This window comes from Formosa algae, from assembly GCF_001439665.1.
Taxonomy (GTDB): Bacteria; Bacteroidota; Bacteroidia; order Flavobacteriales; family Flavobacteriaceae; genus Formosa; species Formosa algae.
Genome location: NZ_LMAK01000018.1, coordinates 1 through 26,223 on the forward strand (window position 1 = coordinate 1; position 26,223 = coordinate 26,223).

Annotated in this window: 15 protein-coding genes; 13 read left to right on the plus strand and 2 right to left on the minus strand. The window is 32.6% G+C overall.

Translation table 11 applies throughout. The features are described 5' to 3' along the window. Positions 1–176: 176 nt before the first annotated feature. Both AST99_RS07405 and AST99_RS07410 read right to left on the minus strand, forming a co-directional pair. Positions 177–1,931 carry a glycoside hydrolase family 13 protein gene (locus AST99_RS07405; protein ID WP_083495625.1) on the minus strand — a complete coding sequence of 585 codons (1,755 nt, stop codon included), beginning with the start codon at positions 1,929–1,931 and terminating at the stop codon, positions 177–179. A gap of 152 nt (positions 1,932–2,083) precedes the next feature. After that, a complete protein-coding gene (locus AST99_RS07410) occupies positions 2,084–4,117 on the minus strand; it encodes a kojibiose hydrolase (RefSeq protein ID WP_057780896.1) in 2,034 nt (677 codons plus the stop codon). 497 nt (positions 4,118–4,614) lie between these two features. Between AST99_RS07410 and AST99_RS07415 the strand changes: the two genes are divergently transcribed. The 13 genes from AST99_RS07415 to AST99_RS07475 all read left to right on the plus strand — a co-directional run bounded on the left by AST99_RS07415 (position 4,615) and on the right by AST99_RS07475 (position 25,851). Further along, positions 4,615–5,550 carry an SDR family NAD(P)-dependent oxidoreductase gene (locus tag AST99_RS07415; protein WP_057780900.1) on the plus strand — a complete coding sequence of 312 codons (936 nt, stop codon included), beginning with the start codon at positions 4,615–4,617 and terminating at the stop codon, positions 5,548–5,550. A gap of 109 nt (positions 5,551–5,659) precedes the next feature. Then, positions 5,660–7,045, plus strand: coding sequence for a phosphoglucosamine mutase (gene glmM / locus AST99_RS07420; protein ID WP_057780903.1), 1,386 nt, complete (start codon positions 5,660–5,662; stop codon positions 7,043–7,045). 2 nt (positions 7,046–7,047) lie between these two features. Further along, positions 7,048–8,127, plus strand: a complete 1,080-nt coding sequence (locus tag AST99_RS07425) for a hypothetical protein (RefSeq protein WP_057780905.1) — start codon at positions 7,048–7,050, stop codon at positions 8,125–8,127. A gap of 25 nt (positions 8,128–8,152) precedes the next feature. Continuing rightward, a complete protein-coding gene (locus AST99_RS07430) occupies positions 8,153–10,096 on the plus strand; it encodes an FAD-dependent oxidoreductase (protein WP_057780908.1) in 1,944 nt (647 codons plus the stop codon). Positions 10,097–10,139: 43 nt separating this feature from the next. Beyond that, positions 10,140–11,585: a Gfo/Idh/MocA family protein gene (locus AST99_RS07435; protein ID WP_057780911.1), complete on the plus strand. Its 1,446-nt coding sequence runs from the start codon at positions 10,140–10,142 to the stop codon at positions 11,583–11,585. A 35-nt stretch (positions 11,586–11,620) separates the two neighbouring features. Further along, a complete protein-coding gene (locus tag AST99_RS07440; RefSeq protein ID WP_057780914.1) occupies positions 11,621–14,683 on the plus strand; it encodes a chondroitinase family polysaccharide lyase in 3,063 nt (1,020 codons plus the stop codon). 287 nt (positions 14,684–14,970) lie between these two features. Further along, positions 14,971–18,132: a SusC/RagA family TonB-linked outer membrane protein gene (locus tag AST99_RS07445; RefSeq protein ID WP_057780917.1), complete on the plus strand. Its 3,162-nt coding sequence runs from the start codon at positions 14,971–14,973 to the stop codon at positions 18,130–18,132. An 11-nt stretch (positions 18,133–18,143) separates the two neighbouring features. Continuing rightward, positions 18,144–19,892, plus strand: coding sequence for a RagB/SusD family nutrient uptake outer membrane protein (locus AST99_RS07450; RefSeq protein ID WP_057780920.1), 1,749 nt, complete (start codon positions 18,144–18,146; stop codon positions 19,890–19,892). A gap of 241 nt (positions 19,893–20,133) precedes the next feature. After that, positions 20,134–21,840, plus strand: a complete 1,707-nt coding sequence (locus AST99_RS07455) for a beta-N-acetylhexosaminidase (RefSeq protein ID WP_069727818.1) — start codon at positions 20,134–20,136, stop codon at positions 21,838–21,840. Between the two features lie 123 nt (positions 21,841–21,963). Next, positions 21,964–22,806 (plus strand): 5-dehydro-4-deoxy-D-glucuronate isomerase, encoded by an 843-nt coding sequence (gene kduI, locus AST99_RS07460; protein WP_057780923.1) that lies wholly within the window; start codon positions 21,964–21,966, stop codon positions 22,804–22,806. Between the two features lie 18 nt (positions 22,807–22,824). Beyond that, positions 22,825–23,616, plus strand: coding sequence for a gluconate 5-dehydrogenase (locus AST99_RS07465; RefSeq protein WP_057780926.1), 792 nt, complete (start codon positions 22,825–22,827; stop codon positions 23,614–23,616). Position 23,617: 1 nt separating this feature from the next. Continuing rightward, the gene (locus tag AST99_RS07470) at positions 23,618–24,808 is read left to right on the plus strand and encodes a DUF4861 family protein (protein WP_057780929.1); all 1,191 of its coding nucleotides are present in this window, start codon (positions 23,618–23,620) and stop codon (positions 24,806–24,808) included. Positions 24,809–24,879: 71 nt separating this feature from the next. After that, the gene (locus tag AST99_RS07475; RefSeq protein ID WP_057780931.1) at positions 24,880–25,851 is read left to right on the plus strand and encodes a type I phosphomannose isomerase catalytic subunit; all 972 of its coding nucleotides are present in this window, start codon (positions 24,880–24,882) and stop codon (positions 25,849–25,851) included. Positions 25,852–26,223 lie beyond the last annotated feature (372 nt).

The window sequence follows — 26,223 nt, forward strand, 5'->3', positions numbered from 1 at the left end:
GTTTTAGATAAGTTCTGTTTCATGATATGCGAATTGATTAAATAATTCATAACAATCATATTCATGAAATAGTTATAATAAATATTTTAAAGTGTCACTATTTAGAATAAGCAAAATAGAGTTTAAAACAACCAAGATAAAAACATAAAGGATTTATCTTGGTTGTTTTGTAATATTTAGTTGCTTTCATACAACCTTGCTTCCCAAGGTTGCAATGTTAATTTATTATGTTCAATGGTTGTTGTGTCATCATTTAAATTATTTATAATTAAATTATAGCCTTTAAATTTATTGTCTAAGCTAAAATCTACCATAGATTTAGACATATTTAATACAACCAGATAGGTCTTATTTTTACCTATTCTTGTATATGCAAATACTTGCGGGTGATCTATTGCTATATCTTTATAATCTCCATAGATCAAATTGTCGTTACCCTTTCGTATATTTAAAAGTCTACGATAAAAATGAAAAATTGAGTGTTTATCTTGAAGATTATTATTTACATTAATTTCTGGATAATTTGGATTGACCCCAAGCCACGTTTTATCTCCAGAAGTAAATCCTGCCTTATTAGTGTTAGACCATTGCATAGGTGTACGTGCATGATCTCTTGCCATTTTATTTAGATCTGCTAAATAGGATTCTGGGGTAGAGCCACTAGCAATGATTTTATTATAATTACCTTTAATTTCTACATCATCAAATTGATCAAAAGACGTAAAAGGATAATTTGTCATTCCAATTTCATCACCCTGATATAAAAAAGTAGTACCACGTTGTGTTAGTAATAACATTGCTAGTAACTTAGATGATGTAACTCTAAACTCTGGAGAATCGTCTCCAAACTTACTTACCACTCTAGGATTGTCGTGATTACCAAGAAAAAATGTTGGCCAATTATGACTATTTACATCACTTTGTGCTTTTACAAGTTTTTTAAACTCAGGTAGAGTCCATTCATTTTGTTTAAAATTATCTCTACCTACGCGTACTGCATCAAACCAAAAAGCAAGATCTATTTCATTATTACGTTCATCTGTAATCTCCAAAGTTTTTTCTGCATTCCCGCCATAGGCTTCTCCAACAGTCATGACATCATATTTAGAAAGTACTTCTTTATTCATGTCTTTTAAAAATTCATGTAATCTTGGTCCGTAAGCATATGTATATTCAGGATGTTTTAAACCTTCGTTATCCATATCGTCGAAATTTTGCGGTTTCGATATTAACGCGATTACATCCATTCTAAATCCATCTACGCCTTTATCTAACCAAAATCGCATCAGTTCATAGATTTCTTCTCTTAGTTGCTGATTTTCCCAGTTTAAATCTGGTTGTTTTTTTGCAAAATAATGTAAATAATACTCTCCATCCGGACCAGCTTGTTCCCAAGCAGAACCTCCAAAGAAAGATGGCCAATTGTTTGGTGGGTTAGTCTCTTTTCCAGGTTTCCAGATGTAATAATCTCTATACGGATTGTCTTTTGAAGACATACTTTCTTGAAACCACTTATGTTCGTCACTAGAATGATTTATTACTAAATCTATAATTAATTTTATGCCACGGTCATGTAAACCATTTAGTAAAGTATCAAAATCTTCAAGAGTTCCAAATTCTTCCATAACTTTACGATAATCTCTAATATCATATCCATTATCTGCATTTGGGGAATCGAAATGCGGACTTAACCAAACGACATCTATTCCTAAAGAGTCTAAATAGTCAATTTTAGAAATAATACCAGGAATATCACCAATACCGTCACCGTTAGAATCTTTAAATGAACGTGGATAAATTTGATATACAACTTGTTCTTTCCACCATTCTTTCTTTATTTCGTTTTTTGTAGTCTCAATGTCTTTGGTTGTATCTTGTTTGCACCCTGTATTAAGAATAATTGCTAGTATAATTAATAATTTAAATTTCATATATTTTTTGATTTAGTAGGATTTCTATTTTTAGAAATATTATTTAAAATAGAAAATTGGTACTCTAAAAGTAAGTGTTATCGAGCACATATTAAAATTTAGTACAATATTTCATGAAACTAGATTTCTAAAACGTCATAACAAACAACCTACTATTCTATTTTAAAGGTTTTGTTTTGGGGACCAACGCCTTTAATTGTTAACGATTTCCATTCCTTAGGAAGAACTGGGTTTTTCTGAATAATGCCTGAATCTGTGAATTCTAAACCAGCGAAACCAAATAATAGTGTTTGTAGCATACCTCCTGCACCTGTAGCAAAGTACGATCTATTGGATGTTGTTGTTTCTGATAAAGCTCCAAATGGTGTTCGTTTATTTGGTACATAACTTTCTTTGAATAATCTATATGCATTTTCTACATCACCTTGACGAGCATATAAAATAGCAAAAATAGATTTTCCCATGGCAGGACCATGCTTCGATAATTTTGGTTCATAGTATTTTAAATCTCTCAGAATACTTTCTTTATCATTAATGATGTTTAAAGGATATGAAAGCAAATTTACATCGGCCTGTTTAATTATTTCTCCACTATAATCTTCATGCTCTTTAGTTGTACCGTCTTGTAGTTTTAGTATTCTTATATTTTTAGATATTAATTTCCATTGTGGATTAGGAGTAACATCTAATTCTTTAGCCGCCTTAACTGCATAATTTAAAGCTGTAATGGCTGCTCCATTAGTAAATGCATTGTCATTCACGTTTGACACATATTCATTTGCTCCAACAACATTTTTTATTGAATAACTACCGTCTGTATTCGAAGTTACACGACTTACCCAGAAATTTGCAACTTCTTCAATGACAGGAAAACCCTGCTCAGAAAGCCATTTTTTATCTTTTGTAACGGTATAATAATTCCAAAAAGCGATTGCTATATCTGCTGTGATATGATGTTCAAAAGGTCCTGTTAAAGCAAAAGGAGGTGTTGCTTCTTCTCCTGTATCATCACTCTCCCAAGGAAACATAGCTCCTTTATAACCATAGTTTATAGCTCTATCTTGTGCGGCTTCTAAATGATTAAAACGATAATTAACTAAAGATCGGGCAATATCTTGATTTAACATAAGTAAAGGAGGAAACATCCAAAGTTCTGTATCCCAAAAAATATGTCCGTTATAAGGCACTTGAAGAGAAAGTCCCATAGGTGCAATGCTTAAATCTGAGTCTCCACGACTAAAAGCGTATAAATGATATAAGGCCAAACGCGCATCTTGTTGTGATTGTAAATCCCCTTCTATAATGATATCACCTTGCCAAAGTACATTCCATAAAGATTTATGCTGGTTTAGTAGGGATTCTTTAGGCGTTAATAAATTATAAATGATCATTCTTTCTGATTCTGATTTAGGATCAGAAAAGTTTTTACTAGTACATTCAGCACCCGTCCAAGCAAAAATAAGATGTTTATCTTTTTTAAGTGTTGCAGTAAAAGCTAATGTATTCTCGTAATCTGATACAATATTATGAGTTAGTTCTGGTCGTAATTTTGCATTAGTAGAATTTATGTTATGCCATATAAAAGTACTAGAAGTACTTATATAATGTTTTCCAAATGGACTATTAGCTTTAGATTGTAAAATGGGCATGGTAATATCGTTATCCTTTATAATTTCAAAAGTGTTTTCAGGTTTTTGAAATGTTTTAGGCGTCAGTATTTTACCTACTACTTTTATTTCAATGTCTTCAGTTGCTTTTACATCAATATCTATATATCCTGAATATTGTATGTTACGTAATGCATAAATCGTGTATGTAATTTCTGCTTTATTCTGGTAATTAAAACTAGTGGTTAACGCAGCATTTTTTAAGTCTAAAGTTTGAGACCAATTAGATATATTTTTTTCAGATATTTTAGCATCATTAATGTATAAGTCTAAGTTTCCAAAATTCATTCCATGAACAATTTGACTTACTTTGTATTTAGGGTCAACATCGTAAACATCATTTAATACGATATGTTGGATTTCCAATGGTTTTGAAGATGATAACATTCCTATTCGTCCATTGGCAACAGATATTCCAGTATAATCTGTATTATTTGTAGTGCTAATATGCCATGCATCATTTTGAGCTGTTAAATGAACACTCAAGCATATAAGTAATAATTTCATTATTTTTTTCATTGAATGTGGGTTTAAATTTTATTTAAATTATTATAATCGATTACTTTCTTTGTCACTAATGATGGCGTTAATAAATAAAAGAAGTTTTAGTCAGATATTTATCCGTATACATTTTTCTTTTTAACACCATTTCTTGCCAATTAAATATGTTATACAGTTTTTTTTATTTAATAATACGTTATTAATGTTAAATAATCAAACTTGTGCTCGTACACATGTTAAATGTTAATATTTGTGTGTTCGAGCACAAATTTATGATTATTTCTTTTTTTTAACTCTTTTTTTATATAAATTGTACCAAGTTTAAAAATGTATATCCTGTAACAGTGTGATAAAATATGGTTTACATGTTTGATTTACAGGTTTTTATGGATAATTTTTTATGTTGTGGTTTAAGGTCTTTTGCAGTAGGTGTTGATAATGATAAATTAAATAATTGAAGATCTTTTAATATTTAACATAAAGTTAATGAGAGAATAAAATTAAAAAAGTAAAAAATGAAAAAGTATGTTGTTACTGGTGGTGCCGGTTTTATAGGAAGTCACATTGTTGAGCATTTAACGAAGGAGGGAAATGAAGTCGTGGTTCTGGATAATTTAAGAACGGGTTTTAAGAAGAATTTGGAAGGCTTTAATGTCTCTTATCATAACGTAGATATAAGACAAGCTGAAGATGTTATGAAGCATGTTGAAGGCGCAGATGCTGTTTTTAACTTAGCAGCTTTAGTCAGTGTTCCGGAATCTCTTGAAAAAATAAACGAATGTATCTCAATTAATACATTGGGCACTATCAATATTTTAGACGCGGCAAGAAAAACTGGTAATTGTAAAGTGGTATTGTCTTCTTCTGCGGCAAATTATGGTAACAATCCTGTGTCTCCAAAGATAGAAACGATGACTCCAGAGCCATTAACACCTTATTCCATTACAAAATTAGATGGAGAATATTATCTAGATATGTATAGGAATGAATTTAAAGTGCCCACAACTTCACTGCGATATTTTAACGTATTCGGGCCAAGACAGAATCCGAAATCTGCTTATGCAGCAGTAGTTCCTATTTTTATAATTAATGCATTACAAAATAAGCCGTTAATTATTTATGGAGACGGGGAGCAAACACGTGATTTTATTTATGTGAAAGATGTTGTTGCTGCTAATATATTTGCTTCTCAGCAAGGTAAAGGGGTGTATAACGTGGCTCTTGGTCAAAGCACTTCTGTGAAACAATTAGCTGAACATATTATAAAAATAACCAATTCAAAATCTAAAATTCAGTTTTTAGAAACAAGATCTGGAGATATTAAACATTCAATGGCAAATCCTAATAAATTTAATGAATTGGGGTTTAAACCAAAATGGACTATTGAAGATGGTTTGAGTGAAACTATTAAGTTTTATGATAGAGAATTAAGCTCAAAAATATTGATGTAAAACAAGAGGAGTAAAATTTAAATATCATGAACTTAAGTAAACAGATTTGTTCCATTAGGTTTATGGGATGAATTTGATTAATAAAAAATAATTACTAGTAAAAAAAATAATGACATTAATAAAATCTATTTCAGGGATACGAGGAACAATTGGGGGAGTATCTGGCGACAATTTAACTCCAATAGACACAGTTAAGTTTGCTGCAGCTTACGGTGCTTGGTTAATTAAAACATCGGAAGCAGAAGAATTAACAGTGGTAATTGGTCGAGATGCGCGTTTATCGGGATCAATGATAAGTAACCTTATTGCTAATACACTAATAGGTTTAGGAATTGATGTAATAGATTTAGGTTTATCTACTACACCTACAGTGGAAATAATGGTTGTAGAAAAACAAGCTCAAGGAGGTATTATAGTAACCGCTAGTCATAATCCTAAACATTGGAATGCATTAAAATTATTGAATTTCAAAGGAGAATTTCTAAACGCAAAAGCAGGTGAGGAGATTATTCAAATCGCAGAACGTGAAGATTTTATGTTTGCGCCTGTGAACGAGTTAGGTAATTATAAAGTGTATGAAAATGCTATTGACGATCATATATATTCAGTTTTAGCTCTTAAGCACGTGTCTATAAATGCTATTAAGAAACGAAAGTTTAAAGTTGTTGTAGATGCAGTGAATTCTACTGGGGGTATAGCCATACCTAAATTATTAGAGAAATTAGGGGTCGAGTGTGTCAAGCTATATTGTACGCCTAATGGCATGTTTCCTCATAATCCTGAGCCATTAAAGGAGCATTTAACAGATATTTCTGAATTGGTGGTTAAAGAACAAGCAGATTTCGGAATAGTTGTAGATCCCGATGTAGATCGTTTAGCGTTAGTTTGCGAGGATGGCTCAATGTTTGGTGAAGAATATACTTTAGTCGCTTGTGCAGATTATATTTTAAGTAAAGAAAAAGGTAATACCGTTTCAAATTTGTCATCATCAAGAGCTCTTAAAGATATTACACAATTGCACGAAGCGAACTATTTTGCTAGTGCTGTTGGTGAGGTTAACGTAGTAGAAAAGATGAAAGCTGTAAATGCAATAATAGGAGGAGAAGGAAATGGAGGTATTATATATCCCGAGTCTCACTATGGTAGAGATGCTCTTGTAGGAATTGCATTGTTTTTATCATTATTAGCAGAAACAGATAAATCATGTAAAGCACTTAGGGAAAGCTATCCTAACTATTTTATAGCAAAGGAAAAAATAGAACTTCCTAATCATGTGAATATAGACTCCATTTTCGAAGATATTCAAAAGTTATATGCTAACGAATCTCTAGATCTAATAGATGGAACTAAAATTAATTTTGAGAATAAAGAATGGGTTCATATGCGCAAATCTAATACAGAACCTATAATAAGAATATATGCCGAGAGTAAGTCACCAAAAGAAGCAACGGACTTGGCTAATAAAATAATTCAAACTATAACCGATTTAATTTAATATTGAGCACACAAGTAACCATAACGTTTAAAAGAAGTTTTTTAGTTGTACTATTTATAATTATAGCTATTCAACTTTATGCTTTTAGCCTACCGATTCAATCTTCTGGTAAAGTCGATAAATCTGTTATGGTTATGTATTTAAAAGATTCAATTCCTGTAAATATTGATCTACTATATAGTAAGGATACAGTGCCAGAATATTATTATGCTTATGTAGAAACACCGGTTTGTGAAGAGGGACTTTGTTACGATTTAAAGGTTCATTTGTATTGGAATGTTTTGGGAGATTTTGTAAAATATGAAGAAGTGAAGTCTGATCCGTTTACAAAATTTGATCACAAGCTTTTTTCTAAAGAAGATCATTTAAAATTAATTGAAATTTTAAATGATAAAACATCACCATTAGCTAATTATGAGGCTAAAGATTTAATTGATAAGACAGATACAATATTTTCATTAATAGTTGATGCTGTAACAGGAGCAACGTCTCCTGCATTAAAAAATAGTGTTGTTTCAGGTGCTGTTTATAGTACACATATATTATGGAATATTGTAAATGGAAAAATAGCCGATAGTATTAAGACGTATACAGAGGCAAATTTAATTAATAGTGGTCTTCTTGAAACTATGATTTACTCCAATGATTACCACTTACAAATGTATGGATTACGTCATTTAGATGCATCTAATAAGAATTATCCAGAGTATGTATTAAGACTAGTCGAATTCGGTAAATCTTATGTCCCATACTTTGCAATTGATAAAATTACTGCAGACATGTGGAATACTTTAAGAATTCAAAAACATATGATTGCATCACTCGAAGTATTCAACTTTGAAATGCAAAATGAAACCTTGAATAGATTACAAAATGTAAAATTAATATCGGGTAACACCACGAAACTTTTAAATCAACTGAAGTTTTTAAATACAAGTCAATATAATCAATTGACTAAAATAATTAAATATAATGCGTCTTCACTTAGTAAATCGGATAAAGGATATTTATTAAAACTATCGAAAGATGAGAGCAATAGTTTTGCTTCGTTTGCAACCAATATTCTAAGTTATACTAAGTAATGAAGAGCAATTTAAAAATAAAATTATGAATAAGAGAAGAGGGTTTTTAAAGACTTTGGGCTTAAGTACAGGTGCTGTAGCTATGGGTGGTCATTTTACCACACTTTTAGCAAATAGTAATAATGAATTGTCTATCGATGAAAATGGGAACGTTAATGCAGGAGAATTTCTAATTAATACGGACATCTACAAGCAAGTAAAGTATGATGTAGACGTTTGCGTTGTAGGTGCAGGAATGTCAGGAATTTGTGCCGCGATTGCTGCCGCTAGAAATGGTAGTAAAGTCTTATTAATGCATGATAGAAGTAGATTAGGTGGTAACGCTAGTAGCGAAATACGCATGCATATTTCTGGAGCAAGTCAGCTTAAACAAGTATGGCGCGAGACGGGTATTCTTGAAGAATTAGTGTTAACCGAAGCTGTCACAAATCCACAGCGATCTTATGAAATGTGGGATTTCGTATTGTATGATAAACTTATTTCAGAACCCAACATAACCTTGTTATTAGACACATCTTTCTATGATGTCAAAGTTAATAATGATACTATCGAAAAAGTATGGGGCTTATGTTCGCAAACTGAAGAGATTTCTGAAATTTCCGCAAAGTATTTTTCAGATTGTACCGGTGATGGAAGTCTTGCTGCTAAAGCAGGTGCTAAGTATATGAGAGGGCGAGATGCTAAATCTACTTTTGGTGAATCATTAGCTGTAGATGTTGCAGATCAAAAAACCATGGGTAATAGTATCTTATTTATGGCACAAAAACATGATAAAAAAATGCCATATACGCCTCCTGTTTGGGCTAGAAAATATACAACCAAAGATTTTGCTCACAGAAATATAGGGTCTTATGAATACGGATATTGGTGGTTAGAATTAGGAGGTTCTATAGATGTAATTAGTGACGGTCAACAAAACCGACATGATTTATTAGCGACATTATTCGGAGTTTGGGATTATGTTAAAAATTCAGGTAATCACCCTGAATCAGAAAATTGGGCGTTATCATGGGTAGGAATGATCCCTGGTAAGCGAGAAAGTAGAAGGATAGAAGGTCCTTATATAATGACACAGCAAGATGTGCAAGCGGCAACTTTATTTGAAGACCGTGTAGCTTATGGAGGATGGCCTTTAGACGATCATCCACCTGGAGGAATGGATGCTACTGGAGATGTTCCATATGTTTCAATTGCGTTAAAACAACCGTATTCTATACCTTATCGCTCTCTCTTTAGTGTAAATATTAAAAATTTATTATTTGCAGGTAGAAATATTAGTGTGTCCCATGTTGCATTATCATCAACTCGAGTTATGGCTACTTGCTCTATTTTAGGACAAGCTGTAGGTACTGCAATGGCATATTGCATTCGTCATAATATGAGCCCAAATACTTTAGCACTTCAAACTGAAGATTTAAAACGATATCAACAATTATTATTAAAGCAAGATCAAGGTATTCTAGGTGTCAAGAACGAGGATGACGACGATTTGGCAAGACAAGCTACTATAAAAAGTTCTTCGGAAACGCAAAAAGGTAAAGCCATATATATAATAGATGGTATTAATAGAGATATTGCAGATGGTAAAACACATCAGTGGCAGGCCTCAATGGATAATGGTGAACAATGGATTTCATTACATTGGAAAAAAGCAATAAAAATTAATAGTATACAACTTACGTTCGATACAGGTTTAAATCGGTTTTTAAGAATGTCTCCTCAGGATTGGGTATATAAAGATCAGGTACGTGGAGCGCAACCAGAAACGATTGCAGATTATACGATTGAATTAGAAACTACCCAAGGAAAAAAAGTTATAGCCGAAATCGAAAACAATTATTTGCGTTTAGCTAAGCATGACTTTAAAACACAAAGTATTAAAACTTTAAAAATTAAAGTAAAGAAAACACAAGGAGATAAATTAGCGCGTTTGTTTGAAGTACGTTGCTATTTAGAAGAACAAGCATAGTGTATTTACATCTGATTTATTAATACAATAATAAAAATATAAAATGGAAAATAAGAGAAGACAATTTATGAAACTATCGTCTATAAGTGCATTAGGCTTGTTAGGTGGTAGTGTGTTTTCTGCAAATTCAGAAACAACATTTAAGGATTCTGCCTATTTAAAATCTAACAGTTCATTATTTAACATGTCTGGTTATAGAGCTCCAAAATTAGAGGAAGTACGTATAGGGTTTATTGGTTTAGGTATGCGCGGGCCAGGTGCTGTACAACGTATGAGTATGATAGAAGGCGTTACTATAAAGGGGTTGTGTGATTTAAGAGAAGAAAGCGTCATGAAATCTAAAGACATTCTTAAGGGGACAAAACATAAACCAGATTTATATTTTGGAAGTGCATATGCTTGGAAAGAAATGGTAGACCGTGATGATATTGATTTAATTTATATTCTAACACCATGGGACTGGCATACTCCAATGGCAGTATATGCTATGGAAGCAGGAAAACATGTTGCCGTAGAAGTTCCAGCAGCTAAAACTTTAGATGAAGCTTGGGAACTTGTAGAAACTTCAGAGCGTACAAAAAAACATTGTATGATGATGGAGAATTGTTGTTACGATTTCTTTGAATTACTAACATTAAATATGGCTAGACAAAACTATTTTGGAGATATTATTCATGGAGAAGGTGCTTATATTCATAATCTTCTAGATCTTAATTTCGATAAAACAAATGGTTATGAAAGCATGTGGCGTTTGGAGGAGAATGCGTCACGTAATGGGAATTTATACCCCACTCATGGTTTAGGACCTGTATGTCAGATTATGAATATAAATCGTGGCGATCAATTAGACTACCTGAGTTCATTATCTTCTGCAGATTTTAATATGCAAAAATTGGCAAAGGAAAAAGCTATGAATGATCCGTTTTACTCTGAATATGCAAATAGAAGTTTTAGAGGAAACATGAATACTACAATGATTAAGACAAAAAAAGGAAGAAGTATCATGATTCAGCATGATGTGTCTTCAGATCGACCATATTCTAGAATTCATATGATTAGTGGTACTAAAGCATTTGCACAAAAATGGCCTACTCCGGGCAAAATAGCAGTTAACGATAAGTGGTTAGGCGAATCTGAGATGAAAACAATTGAAAAAAAATATACCCCAGAGCTGGTTAAAAAAGTGGGAGAATTAGCTAAAAAAATTGGTGGACATGGAGGTATGGATTTTATTATGGATTGGAGATTAATAGATTGTTTACGTAATGGCCTTCCGTTAGATCAAGATGTTTATGATGCTGCACTTTGGAGTTCCATTACTCCTTTAAGCGAAAAATCTGTAGCAAATAGATCAAATTCTATAGATATACCTGATTTTACAAGAGGAAATTGGAAAACAAATACTCCAGTAGATATTGGGCTGCAAGGCGCAGGAAATACTTCGGTGAACTACAAAAGCGGAGCTAAAAGCAGCCAAATAGGCTTATAAATTTCAGTTTAATAGATAAATAAAACGATATAATTATGATCAAAATAGCTTTAAAGTTAGGTTGCTTCTTCTTTTTTTTATGCTGTAGTCCAAAACTTTTAGCTCAGGATAAAAAACCTTATAAAGTTAATTTTGAAACGCAATCAGAATTAAAGCACTTTGATCATAATAAAAAAAGTAAGATTCAAATAAGTGATAGACACTATAAATTAGGAAAATCTTCTTTGCGTTGGGACTTTAAAGGAGATAGTTATTTAAAAACTAGTTTTTTCGATATCCTTACAGAGAAAGAGAGTCCGCTTGCTTATGGTGATTATTTCCCTAATAGCCCTACTACAAGTTTCTCTATTTATAATGAAAATATTAAAGAAGGTTCTTTGCGTTTTTCATTTTATTCAACGAACGAAGATGATGAAACTTGGTTTGAATTACCTTTAAATTTTACAGGCTGGCGCACAGTTTGGGTTCCTTTTTATGAAATGAATGGTAATACTCCGAAACAAAATACGCCTGTAAATTTTACAACATTTAAAATTAGTACAAGCAATACAAAATCGGGAAGTATTTATATAGATGATTTAATATTTTCACAATATCAAGACGATAGATATGCTTATCCTGATTTTATAGTCCCATTTATTAAAAAAGGTTTTGCTCCAGAACAAGATCACTGGATGCCATCTATAGCGTATTATAATAATATAATACATAGTAATGCGATTAAGGTTTCTGAAGACACGAAAAAAGACATCAATATTATTTTAGAACGTTTAAATAATAGATTTTTAGAGAACCAAGAATTAAAAGATACCAGTAAAGAAGCAACAGAAATTTTCGCTAAGTTAAATTTAAAAGTAGGTGAAACTGTTAACGGCAGACCACTAACTTTTAGATACGATGAAACATATTATAATGAGGGCCTTAAATATGATGAAGACTTTATGGAAGTGCATCGGTTTGGAATTATCTTAAAACAGCTTGCCGATTTATATTTACAAGGAGACGATAAATCTAAAGCATTAATATCTTCTAATTTTATAATAGCTACTCAATATTTTCTAGACCAAGGATGGCAAGCTGGATCTTCCGGGGGTACACGTCATCATATTGGTTACAGTATGGAAGATTTAGCAAAGGCATTTTTTATTATGCGAGATCCATTACAAAAAGCGGGACTTCTTGATGAAATTGGGGAAAGCATGCAATGGGTGTTTAATTTGGGTAAAATTTTAGCGCCGGAGGATAGTTTTGTTGCCAATATTGATTATTTCAATACCCAATCATTTTATCATTTAATGATTATTTATATGCGTACAAACGTAAATAAAATAGCCTTTTTACTTGACGCTTATAGTAAGTATATGTCAATTACGTTGGCACAAAATGATGAGCATGGTGTTTTTAAAAAAGACGGAACATCTTGGCATCATGGGGGACATTATCCTGCATATGGAATGGGAGCTTTTAAAAATTTACCTAAAGTATTTAGAACCTTATCGGGTACTCAATTTAAAATTAGTACCGCTGGGCATCAAAATTTTAAAAATGCGATGTTAACGACGCGACTATATAGTAATAAATTCGATTACGGTTTTGCAAATGCAGGTAGGCATCCTTTGGAAAATAATTCAATCGAGCCTCTAAAATCACAGTTTTTAGATATGTTGTATTCGGGTAGTCCTGACTATACTTCCGAAATAGATAAAGATTTTGCCGGAGCCTATTTACGTTTATGGGGCGAGGAAGATCCAGTCACTCAACGTTTTTTAATGAATACACATAACATTAATTCTGAAACTTTGCCAGGATACCATGTTATGCCTTACGCAGCTACTTCTATACATAGACGTGAAAATTGGGCAGCAATTATTAAGGGGTATAGCAAATATGTATGGGCATCAGAAATTTATATCGCATCTAATCGCTATGGAAGATATCCTGCCAATGGTACCATTGAATTGCTTTCTGAGAAAGGAGAAATTGGAAGTGGTTTTAATCAGTTAGGATGGGATTGGAACAGATATCCTGGAGCAACTATAATATATTTACCATTAGAAAAACTGGAGTCAGATTTATCCTTACTAATGTTTAAATCTAATCAGACTTTTGCAGGAGCAGTTAAGCATGAAAATAACGGATTGTTTTCGATGGTATTAGATGAAAGCTCAGGTTCTAACTCAGATGGTAAACGGGGAAACTATGGTTTTTCAGGGAAACTTAAAGCGTATAAATCTGTGTTTTCATTCGGTAATAAACTTATATGTATTGGAACTAATATTTCTAGTATTGATCAAGAAAATCCTGTAGAAACTGTTTTATTTCAGAATTATCTGAACGATGATATTTCTAAGACTTTATATAGTTCATTAACAGGTTCAATTGAAAGCTTAGGTTTTGAAAAAAACATAGAAACAAATATTCAAGATTCCTGGTATATTGATGCATACAAGAATATGTATCATCTAATAACAGATAATAAAATAAGTTTAAAATTGGATCATCAATATTCTTACCATAATAAATATTCGATTAATACAGGTAAAATGAATCCTAAAGGGAATGGTGTTAAAGAAACTGAAGGAGATTATGCCGTGGCGTGGATTAATCATGGAATAGCTCCAAAAAACGCTAATTATCAGTATGTAATTTATCCTTTTTCGGACCAGAAGAGTATTCAGCAGGTAAAAACGGGCAATTTTAAAGATGCGAGTTACACTGTAATAAAAGCAGATAGTTTGGCCCATATAGTGTTTGATAAACCAAGTCAGACCTATGGGTATAGTATATTGAAAACAGACCAAAATTTGAATGTACCTTACATAAAAGAAGTCTCGAACCCAGCGCTTATTATGTTGCAAGTAAACAATGAAAACTTTATTAATTTAAGTATAGTAGACCCTGATTTAAATTTTATTGATGACTTAGGGAAACCATCGCCAGGTCAAAGTTATCCTAAAGAAATAGAGATTACAGTGTTAGGAACTTGGAATATAAAAGAAAATGAATCTTCTGTGAGAGTAAAGCATAAAAATGGCAATACATTACTCTCTATAGAGGTCCAAGATGGCGAGACATATTATTATGAATTTTTAAAATAAACACTCTTAATTATATTCGAATTTTAAACTTAAATATTTGATATTATTAATTTAATATCTCTTAACAAAATTTTACAAATAAATTATGTGCTCGAGCACATAATTGAATTTTAATTTGTAGATTAGTAAAATAATTAATAAAAAATGTATGGAATTATCTGTCTAAGAGATTACTGTGCATTGAATTAAAAAAGAATATCTAATATTCTTGAATTTTTATTTATGTGCTGCCAGTCGCGGAGGTTAGCATATAAAAAACACTAAAAATATCACTAAAAACCATCATTATGAATCATCAACCAAAATGTATTTATTTTCGGTCTAATTATCTAAAATCGAAAAATAAATTTAAGTTACATGTTTTAGCTTTAAGTATATTATCATTATTTATTCATACACAAGTTCGAGCAATACATGTTAATTCTTTAATCCAAACGACTTATCAAGAAATTAAAATTTCGGGAATAGTACTCGATAGTAAGGGAATACCATTACCAGGAGCATCTATATTAGAAAAAGGAACAAAGAACGGTACAGAAACAGATTTTGACGGTAACTTTAGTCTTACTACATCCTCAACAGATGCAGTTATAGTCGTTACCTATATGGGATTTATAACTCAAGAAATCAATATCTCTGAAAAACAGACCAAATTAGAAATAACCTTAGTCGAAGACGCTACGAGTCTTGACGAAATTGTTGTGATTGGTTATGGTACTCAATCTAAAAAAGACATTACGGGATCAATTAGTGTTGTTAAAGGTGACGACATAACATCTAGAAACACCACCAATGTGTCAAATGCATTACAGGGAGCTGTCGCAGGTGTAACTGTTACGCGAAGTAGTGGTGCTCCAGGAGCTAGTAATACGATTAATATAAGAGGTATATCTACATTGCAAGGGGATAGTTCGCCATTAATTTTAGTAGACGATGTTCCTGTAGAAGATATTAACGATGTTAATCCAGACCAAATAGAAAGTATATCGGTTTTAAAAGATGGAGCATCTTCAGCCATGTATGGATCTAGAGCAGCCTCCGGAGTAATTATCATTACCACAAAAAGAGGTAAAAAAGGGAAGTTTAAGGTTTCATATAGTGGAGAATTTATTTTAAGCACTCCAAATGAAACAAGGCAAAATGTAGGTGTTACTCGATATTTTGAAATGGATAATGAAAAATCATGGAATGATAATGGTAATACAGGGGTAGAAGATCCAACTTGGGCCTCTGATTATATAGCTAACTATAATGCTAATCATCTTGAAAATCCTGATCAATATCCAGATACAGATTGGGAAGATTTAATTTTAAAAGATTATGCAGATGGCTATCGACATAATATTGCTGTAAGTGGTGGATCTGATAATCTAAAAACGAGTTTAACGATGAGTTATGAAAAGCAGAATGCTTTATACGATCATAGTAACTGGAATCGCTATACTACACGTTTAAACAATGACTTAAAAATCTCTGATAAATTTGGAGTAACAGCCGATATAGCAATTAAACTTACCACGAACAATAATCCCATTGAAGATCCTACAGACGCCGCATTAAGTTATGCCCCTAATTATTCTGCGGTTTGGGAAGATGGTCGAATTGCGGGTGGTAAATCTGGAGAGAATGCATATGCTGTATTGCAATATGGAGGTTTTCAGACGAGTAAATCATACCTGTTTTATGGTAAGATAGGGGCTTATTACAAGCCTACAGATTATTTGAAATTATCAGTTAATTTAGCTCCTAATTTTAATTTTAATAAATATAAATATTTTAATAAAGCTATACCTTATTATGATTATGATGATTCTGCTCAAACAGGAATTCCTGCTTATATATCAAATCATTATGCGAATCAAAATAATTTAATAGAGAATAGGACATTCGATAATACATTAACAACACAAGCCTTAATAAATTACGATAGAGCGTTTGGAAATCATGCATTAAGTGGAGTTATTGGTTACGAAGAATTTGATGCAAATTACGAAACCTTAAGTGTTAGAGGTAATGAATTTGTAAGTGCAGATTATCCTTACCTAAGTCAAGCACCTATTGATGGAGTTTTTGATAATGGATCAACTATTTCGGAAAATGCCTACATTTCTTATTTTGGAAGATTAGCTTATAACTACGCAGATACTTATTACCTTCAAGCAAATGTAAGACGAGATGGTTCTTCTAGATTTGGTAAAGATTATAGATGGGGAACTTTTCCTTCAATCTCTGCAGGTTGGGTCTTATCCAATGAAAAATTTATGAAACCCTTGGATGAAACAATTTCATTCCTAAAACTTAGAGGTTCGTATGGTTCTCTGGGTAATGATAGATTAGGTAATTATTTATATCAATCCGTTTTACAATTTAGTAATGCTTTAATTGCTAATGGAGCTAATGTTGAAGCTGTACGTTCTGCCGCACAAACATATTTAGCTGTAGAGAATGTAACGTGGGAAACTACTATTTCTAAAGATATAGGCCTTGATTTGGCAATGTTTAATAATTCGCTTTCCATTACTGCAGATTATTTTACTAAAGATACAGAAGATATGCTACTCAGTTTAAGTATTCCTACATTAACGGGTTTTACAGATCCTGTTGTGAATGTAGGTACTATGAATACAAAGGGGTGGGAACTTGCACTATCTTATAATAATTCAATTGGAGATTTGTCTTACTCTGTTACTGCCAATGTGTTTGATTCTAAGTCTATTGTTGGAGATATAAATGGGAAGCGTTTAATTTCAGGAAATGTTATTTCTGTAGAAGATGAGGAATATATGAGTTGGTTTGGTTATGTTTCTGATGGAATATACCAAACACAAGAAGAGGTAGATAATTCAGCTGTAACTAGTGCTGCTGTAAGCCCAGGAGATGTTAAATATAAAGACTTAAGTGGCCCAGATGGTGTTCCAGATGGTGTTATCAATGAACTAGATAAAGATTATTTAGGAGGTTCTTTACCACATTATCAATATGGAGGAACAATAAATCTGAATTATAAAAACTTTGATTTAGGGGTAACTGTTCAAGGTGTTGGTAAACAAAGTTTCTATTTATCACAAAGTTATATTCGTCCTTTTTTATATGATTGGCAAGCAGTAAGTGAAATCTACGCTAATAGCTATTACAGTAATTATAACACTGTCGTAGAGAACGAAAATGCTAAATATCCTAGGTTATCAGAAAGTTCATCTAGCAATAACTACCGTTTTTCAGATTTTTGGCTCAAAGATGGATCTTATACAAGAATTAAAAATTTAACTATAGGCTATACATTACACAATAAAGATATTCCTAAAACTCCTTTTACTAGTTTACGAATTTTTCTATCAGGAAATGATTTATTCACGTTTGATAATCTACCCGATGGAATTGATCCAGAGCAACAAAGTGGATATTTAATTACAAAATCATTCATTTTAGGATTGAAGGCTAACTTTTAAAAAAAATAAACATGAAAAATTATATATTCAAAACATACGTTTTAAGTTTAATATTAGGATGTTTCTTTCTTAACTCATGTACAGAGTTAGACTTATCACAAGAAGATGCTGCTAGTTCTGGTAACTGGTACCAAACATCAGAACAATTTAGAGAATCACTAAATGAAACATACCGTGAAGTTTTTTGGCCGGAAGATGAAGTTTATGAAGGAATGGACGATGATTGGCAAAGACGGGACGCTTTAAATGCAATAAAGTCTGGTAGTATGTCATCAGAAAATACGGGATGGACAACTATATACAAGGGCGTAACTCGAGTTATTGCTGTAATTGAAGAATTAGAAACGCAGTCAGTGTTAACAGATGAAGAGGCACAACAGTATATGGGAGAGGCTAACTTTTTACGTGCATCTTTTTACTCTTATCTAATTTCTCATTTTGGAGATGTTCCATTTTATGAGCAACAGATTTCGGTAGAAGAGTCTTTTGAAATAGAACGCACTTCTAAGGATATTGTCAAAGAAAAAATTTATGAGTATTATGATAGTGCTGCAGAAAATTTACCGGTGTCTTATAACGGTTTAAATTATGCTACTAAAGGTGCTGCATTTGCAATGAAAGCACGTATCGCTTTGTATATGGGAGATTATGAAATTGCAGCTGAAGCCGCAAAGAATTGCATGGATTTAAATGCATACGAATTATATCCAGATTACGGAGAGCTTTTTGAATCTACAACAAAGAATTCAGTAGAAACTATTTTTCATATTCCGCGAAGTGAAGAATTAAATGTTATAAGAGCCGATAATGTTCAAGATTTTTTACCAAGAAATCATGGAGGTTATGCAGGAAGAAACCCTACATGGGAGCTTTTAGCGTCGTACGAATGTGTTGACGGATTGCCTATAGATGAATCACCATTATTTGACCCTCAAAATCCGTTTAAAAATAGAGATCCTCGTTTATTAGAAACAATTGCTCCTTTTGGATCATTAATGGATGGCGATGGCCTTTCACCAAGTTCTGGATCTAATTTTATGGATATTGATTATAATCCGCATCCTTTTGCAAAAGTGGTTAGAGATTATGAAAATAATATTGACATAAGAAACCAAGACACGCGTTCTATAGGTGCTTATGCTGCATATAATGGACTTCTATTTAAAAAAGGAATCACAAAAGATTGGAAGGATTTAAGAACAGACCCAGATTTAATTATTATGAGATATGCAGATGTTCTTCTAATGTATGCTGAATCAAAAATAGAACTTAATCAAATTGATGAAAGTGTATTAACTGCACTTAATGAGGTTAGAGATAGAGCATATGCAAATTCTACTTTCGAAAACCCTGCAATAACAACTACTAATCAGGACGAATTACGTTACATAGTTCGTAATGAGCGTAGATCAGAATTAGCTTTTGAAGGACGTCGTTATATGGATTTAATTCGCTGGAGATTGGCAGAGAAAGCTTTGACAGGATATACTTACGGTCTTCTTACTGTGACTGTAGATACCAACATAGATGTTGCTCCAACAGGCCCATTAGTAGATAACCTAGTGAATCAGAATTTATGGTTTTGGGGACAGACACCAGAAATAGATGAGGATGGATTACCTACTTTTACAGGTCTTTTAAATGCAGGATATTGTCGTACTCTAAACGAAATTATATTTCCGGAACGTCAATATTTATTTCCAATACCAGAACAGGATTTATTGCTGAACCCTAATTTAACTCAGAATCCAGGTTACTAGTTAACCTTATCTCTAGACAAAATTGTAATTTATTATATAAAATAAGTTATTGGACGAAATGATGAAATGAGAACACTTCGGTATATGTAACAATTCTACGTTATCGAAGTATTTTTATCATTTTTTGTAAAATAAAAGCTCAAATATTACTTATAGATCTTTAGTGAATAAGGTGAAACTATATATAATAATTGAGGTCAACAATTCTAGAGTCTATATTTTAATTTAAAGATTAATAAAAATGAAAAATACTGTTTTAATAATACTCTCCCTAGTTGTATTGAGTTGTTCTAATAATTATGATACATATAAAAGCATTGACCATAGTTTAGCCGATTATAATATAATTCCAAAACCATCTCATTTAGAAGTTCTTAAAGGAAGCTTTAAAATAGATGAAAACACATCCATTTATAGTGATTCATTACTAAATACTGAAACAGACTATTTAGAAAGCACATTAAAAGCAATTACAAATTTTTCTGTAACGAGGTCAACTAAAAAAGATGATTCCAAAAATATTATCAGTTTAGAATTATCTGATAATATTAAAGCAGAAGAAGGATATACGTTAGAGGTGTTGTATAATAAAATAGATATTAAAGCGAAAACAACAAAAGGTGCATTCTATGCTATAGAAACTTTAAAACAGTTATTAATAACGACTCAGACTGAGCCAGAAACGCAAGAATATTTAATACCTGCCACAAGAATTTTAGATGAACCAAGGTTTGCTCATCGCGGTATGATGCTTGACACTGGAAGGTATTTTTACGATATTGAATTTGTTAAACAATTTATAGACTTGATAGCCTTACATAAAATGAATGTATTTCATTGGCATCTTACAGAAGATCAAGGATGGCGAATTGAAATAAAAAAATATCCTAAACTAACCGAAGTGGGAGCGTGGAGAAATGGAACTGAAATAGGAAGGACGCCAGGCGACAAAAGTGATAATAAAAAACATGGCGGATTTTATTCTCAAGATCAAATTAAGGAAATTGTTGCTTATGCTAGTCTTAAGCACGTTACCATTATTCCCGAAATAGATATGCCAGGACATAATGGGGCTGCAATTGCTTCATATCCTTATTTAAGTTGTTTTCCAGAAGAAGTAACAAAGATGAATGATAATATCATTTCGGAGAAAACGAAAGAATTATTAGATTCAGGTGTTAAAAAAGTAGTTCAAGAATCTTGGGGGATTAAGGCAGATGTGCTTTGTGCGGGAAAAGAAAGTACTTATACCTTTTATGAAAACGTATTAGCAGAAGTTGCAGCATTATTTCCTTCCAAGTATATCCATATAGGAGGAGATGAATGTCTTAAAGATAATTGGAAACGTTGTCCTCATTGCCAGGAGTTTATAAAAGAAAATAATTTAAAAGATGAAGAAGAGTTACAAAGTTCTTTTATAAATCATATGAGTGATTTTTTAAATGGCAAAGGGAAAAAAATTATTGGTTGGGATGAAATTTTGGAAGGTAAAGTAACGCCAAATGCGACGGTTATGTCTTGGCGAGGTGTTACAGGAGGAATTCAGGCTGCTAAACAAGGACAAGAGGTAATTATGACACCTAGAGAACCTTATTACCTAGATTATTATCAAGTGGCGGATACTATAAATGAACCATTAACTGTAGGCGGACGAGGTCCAAATACGGTTGAGGATATTTACTTGTTTAATCCTCTTCCAAGTGAATTAACAGAGTCTGAAAGTAAAAATATTTTAGGAATTCAAGGTAATTTATGGACAGAATATATTAGTACACCTAATTATGCGGAATATATGTTATTACCTAGAATGACGGCTATATCTGAAGTCGCTTGGTCTAAAGAGAGTGATAAAAAAGATTATGAAGAATTTTTACAACGTTTAAAAGTGTTTAAAAAGAATTACATCAAAATGGATGTTAATTATGCTAAACATGTCTTTAAAGATTAAAATTAGAATGAACATAAGTAAGTACAATTGTTAAGCAGTATAAAAATAAATTTTGTTTGTTTGTTAGTTGGTAAAAGAGGCTTGTATCATTTTAGAGCCTCTTTTTAAAAAATATAAAAAATTATGAATACGAATTATGAAACGCGTTACGCCTCAAGCCCGAGTACCGTAAAGACTTACGATACTGAAGCTTTAAGAGCCGAATTTTTAATAGATAACTTAATGCAGGACGGAACAATTAATTTAACCTATACGCATTACGATCGTTACATTGCAGGTTCTGCAGTACCCACCTCAGAAGCTTTAACATTAGAAACCATAGATCCTTTAAAAGCGGAATATTTTTTAGAGCGTAGAGAATTAGGTATTATCAATGTAGGCGGAAACGGAACTGTAACTGTAGACGGAGAAGTTTTCGAGATGGGCTTAAAAGATGCCTTATATATAGGTATGGGCTCCAAAGATGTTGTGTTTGCTAGTGAAGATGCTAGTCATCCAGCAAAATACTATTTAAACTCAGCACCAGCGCACACCAATTATCCAACAAAAAAAGTAAGTAAAGCTGAAGCGAACAAAATAGAGCTAGGGTCTTTAGAAACCGCAAATCACCGTACCGTAAACCAAATGATTATTGGAGGTATTGTAACAACATGCCAGTTACAAATGGGAATGACAGAGCTTAAAACAGGAAGCGTTTGGAATACTATGCCAGCTCACGTTCACGATCGTAGAATGGAAGTGTATTTTTATTTAGACATTCCAGCAGAACAAGCCGTGTGTCACTTTATGGGAGAACCTACAGAAACCCGTCATATCTGGATGCAAAACGATCAAGCCGTAATTTCTCCACCATGGTCTATTCACTCAGGCTCAGGAACCTCTAACTATACATTTATTTGGGGTATGGCAGGAGAGAATCTAGACTACAACGATATGGATGTAGCCAAAATCACGGAATTAAGATAATTTTATAAAATAAGCAAAATGTCAATTAATTTATTTGATTTAACCGGAAAAGTAGCCTTAATAACAGGCGGAGTTCATGGATTAGGAATGGCAATGGCCAAAGGCTTAGCCAATGCCGGCGCAACAATAGTTGTAAACGATTTATCACAGAATGCAATCGATAACGCTATTGCGGAATATAAGCAAGACGGTATCACCGCACATGGTTATGTGTTTAATGTTACTGAAGAATCAGAAGTTGTTTCAGGATTAAAAATGATAGAATCAGAAGTTGGTCCTGTAGATATTTTAGTAAACAATGCAGGGATCATAAAACGTATTCCCATGATAGATATGGAGGTAGCCGACTTTGCAGCGGTTATAAATGTAGATTTAATATCACCATTTATAGTATCAAAACATGTTGCTAAGGGCATGATAGCTCGCGGTGGCGGAAAGATTATAAATATTTGCTCAATGATGAGTGAATTAGGACGCGATTCGGTAAGTGCATATGCTGCAGCCAAAGGCGGATTAAAAATGCTAACCAAAAACATGGCAACAGAATGGGCTAAATTTAATATCCAAACCAATGGTATTGGACCAGGATATTTTGCGACTTCCCAAACAGCACCCATCCGTGTAGACGGACATCCGTTTAACGAGTTTATTATAAATAGAACACCAGCAGCCCGATGGGGAAATCCAGAAGATTTACAAGGAACAGCAATATTCTTAGCATCTAAGGCAAGTGATTTTGTAAACGGCCATGTGGTTTATGTAGATGGTGGTATATTAGCAACTATAGGAAAACCTTCAAACGAAAATTAACATGAAAACCAACATATTATTCTCTTGTGCTATAGCAGCCGCACTTTTATCAAGCTGTGGAAAACAAGATTCTACATCAAACATCATCACAGTAAAAAATACTTTAGACGTCTCACGAAGTTTTGAGACTGTAGAAATTTTAAAATCAGATTTACAATTAGATCCGACTCAAGATTTTGAACGTTTAGCCATTCGCGATGTAGAAAGTAAAACGGTTATGGTCTCTCAATTTGTAGATCAGGATTTAGATGGTACTTCAGATGTATTATTGTTTCAACCAGAATTGTCGGCTCAATCAGAGAAACAATTCGAATTATTTGTAGCAGATGCTAATCTTGTTCAAGACACTACGGCTTACTGTTATTCTCGTTTTGTGCCAGAACGTACAGACGATTATACATGGGAGAATAATAGGGTAGGTTTTAGAACATATGGACCTGTCGCTCAGAAAATGATAGAAGATTCTATTCCTGGCGGAACGTTATCTAGCGGCATAGATGCATGGTTAAAGAAAGTAGACTATCCAATAATCAATAATTGGTATGCTAAAAATGATAAAGATCCAGGATATTATCATATCGATCATGGTGAAGGTTTAGATAATTTTCATGTGGGTTCTAGCCGTGGAGTAGGAGGGTCTGCAGTAAAAGTAGATACATCCTATTACATTTCTAAAAACTTCACAGATTATAAAACCATTACCACTGGTCCAATAAGAACAAGTTTTGTATTACATTATGCAGATTGGGATGCGAATGGTAAAATGATTAGTGAAGAGAAACACATTTCTTTAGACTATGGAAGCAATTTTTCAAGATTCGAAATTCATGTTGAAGGTACAGACGTATTATCAATAGGCTTAACACTACATGATAATTTGGGAACGATTACCGAAAAAGTAGATGAAGGTTGGATTTCGTATTGGGAATCTGAATACTTTGATTCTGAGTTAGGAACAGCAGTAGTTGCACCAAAAGGGGTTATGACAGCCTCAGATTACTATGTTACAGATCTGACAGATCGTAGTAATCTGTATGCACAACTTAAAGTGAATGATAATAAAGTCGTATATTACGCTGGTTTTGCTTGGAAAGAGTCGCAACAATATCCAACAAAAGCCTCATGGGAAGCTTATTTAAGTGAATTTTCACAAAAAATAAATGCACCATTAGAAGTTACATATAATAAATAAGAACAAAACTAATTGAAAGCGGTTTCAAAATTTAGGTTTTGAAACCGCTTTCTGTTTTAATACGTATAAACATGTCATTATATCCATTAAAATTCACTCCTTTATATAAATATAGAATTTGGGGTGGAGAAAAATTGAAAACGGTATTGCATAAAAACTATCAAGAAGATCATATTGGAGAATCTTGGGAGATTTCAGACGTTAAAGGAGACCAAACAGTAGTTGGTGAAGGTATTTTAGAAGGTAAAACGCTAAAGTCTTTAATTGAAGAGTACAAAGAAGATGTTGTCGGTAAAACAGTCTATAATGCTTTTGGAACAGATTTTCCGCTACTAATTAAATTTATAGATGCAAAGACACCCTTGTCTATTCAAGTGCATCCTAGCAATGAGATTGCTAAAGAACGTCATAATTCGTTTGGAAAGAACGAAATGTGGTATGTTATGGAAGCAGAAAAAGATGCAGAACTCATTGTTGGGTTCAATCAGCAAGTAGATAAAGCATCTTATATACAAGCATTAAAATCTGGTAACATTTTAAATGTCCTTAATAACGATATTGTATCTAAAGGTGATACTTATTATATACCAACAGGTCGTATTCATGCTATTGGAGCAGGTGTTATGTTAGCAGAAATTCAGCAAACATCAGATATAACATATCGTATATACGATTATGAGCGTGTAGATGCTGCAACTGGTAAAACTAGAGAACTACATACCGAACAAGCTGTAGATGTTATAGACTATAGTGTAAGCGATAGTTATAAAACAAAATATACAAAACCTGATAATGATACCAATACACTTGTAAATTCACCATACTTTAAAACAAACATTGTTAATGTAAAAGGTGAAATGACAAAAGATTATTCGGCATTAGATTCATTTGTCATATATATATGTGTTGAAGGGGAATTAGATTTACTTTGGAATGATGTATCTTATAAGATTGTAAAAGGAGAAACTGTGTTTCTTCCAGCAGCAATAGATGCGGTTACACTTAAATCAAGTAATGCAGATGTTTTAGAGGTGTATTATTAATCATGTTATTAATATATGGTTGTTATCATAGTGCGCGCTACTATATAGAATAGGAGGTTGACTTTATAAATGTTTTACGGCCTAATATTGGTTAAAAGACATTCCAACTCCCAATCATCACAATACTCTCAAAAGAAAATACATACGTAACAAGTTAGTAACAATGTATTTACAAATTATTTCAAAAAAAGCTTAGAAAATATTAGTTTGCTAAGAATAAAAGGTGGTATATTTGCACCCGCTTAGCGACGCAACTACGGTAGTTTAGTAAGGCAAGAAGTTCATTAACAGCGTTATATTTATTGGGTTTAGATTAGTTTCAAAAAAAGATAAAAAAAAGCTTGTTAGTAATAAAAAAGGTTGTAAGTTTGC

Coding starts and splice junctions, on each gene's coding strand:
- AST99_RS07465 (WP_057780926.1), top strand. CDS start 22,825: ATGTCAATTAATTTATTTGATTTAACCGGAAAAGTAGCCTTAATAACA.
- AST99_RS07415 (WP_057780900.1), top strand. CDS start 4,615: ATGAAAAAGTATGTTGTTACTGGTGGTGCCGGTTTTATAGGAAGTCAC.
- AST99_RS07410 (WP_057780896.1), bottom strand. CDS start 4,117: ATGAAAAAAATAATGAAATTATTACTTATATGCTTGAGTGTTCATTTA.
- AST99_RS07440 (WP_057780914.1), top strand. CDS start 11,621: ATGATCAAAATAGCTTTAAAGTTAGGTTGCTTCTTCTTTTTTTTATGC.
- AST99_RS07445 (WP_057780917.1), top strand. CDS start 14,971: ATGAATCATCAACCAAAATGTATTTATTTTCGGTCTAATTATCTAAAA.
- AST99_RS07455 (WP_069727818.1), top strand. CDS start 20,134: ATGAAAAATACTGTTTTAATAATACTCTCCCTAGTTGTATTGAGTTGT.
- AST99_RS07435 (WP_057780911.1), top strand. CDS start 10,140: ATGGAAAATAAGAGAAGACAATTTATGAAACTATCGTCTATAAGTGCA.
- AST99_RS07405 (WP_083495625.1), bottom strand. CDS start 1,931: ATGAAATTTAAATTATTAATTATACTAGCAATTATTCTTAATACAGGG.
- kduI (WP_057780923.1), top strand. CDS start 21,964: ATGAATACGAATTATGAAACGCGTTACGCCTCAAGCCCGAGTACCGTA.
- AST99_RS07475 (WP_057780931.1), top strand. CDS start 24,880: ATGTCATTATATCCATTAAAATTCACTCCTTTATATAAATATAGAATT.
- AST99_RS07450 (WP_057780920.1), top strand. CDS start 18,144: ATGAAAAATTATATATTCAAAACATACGTTTTAAGTTTAATATTAGGA.
- glmM (WP_057780903.1), top strand. CDS start 5,660: ATGACATTAATAAAATCTATTTCAGGGATACGAGGAACAATTGGGGGA.
- AST99_RS07430 (WP_057780908.1), top strand. CDS start 8,153: ATGAATAAGAGAAGAGGGTTTTTAAAGACTTTGGGCTTAAGTACAGGT.
- AST99_RS07470 (WP_057780929.1), top strand. CDS start 23,618: ATGAAAACCAACATATTATTCTCTTGTGCTATAGCAGCCGCACTTTTA.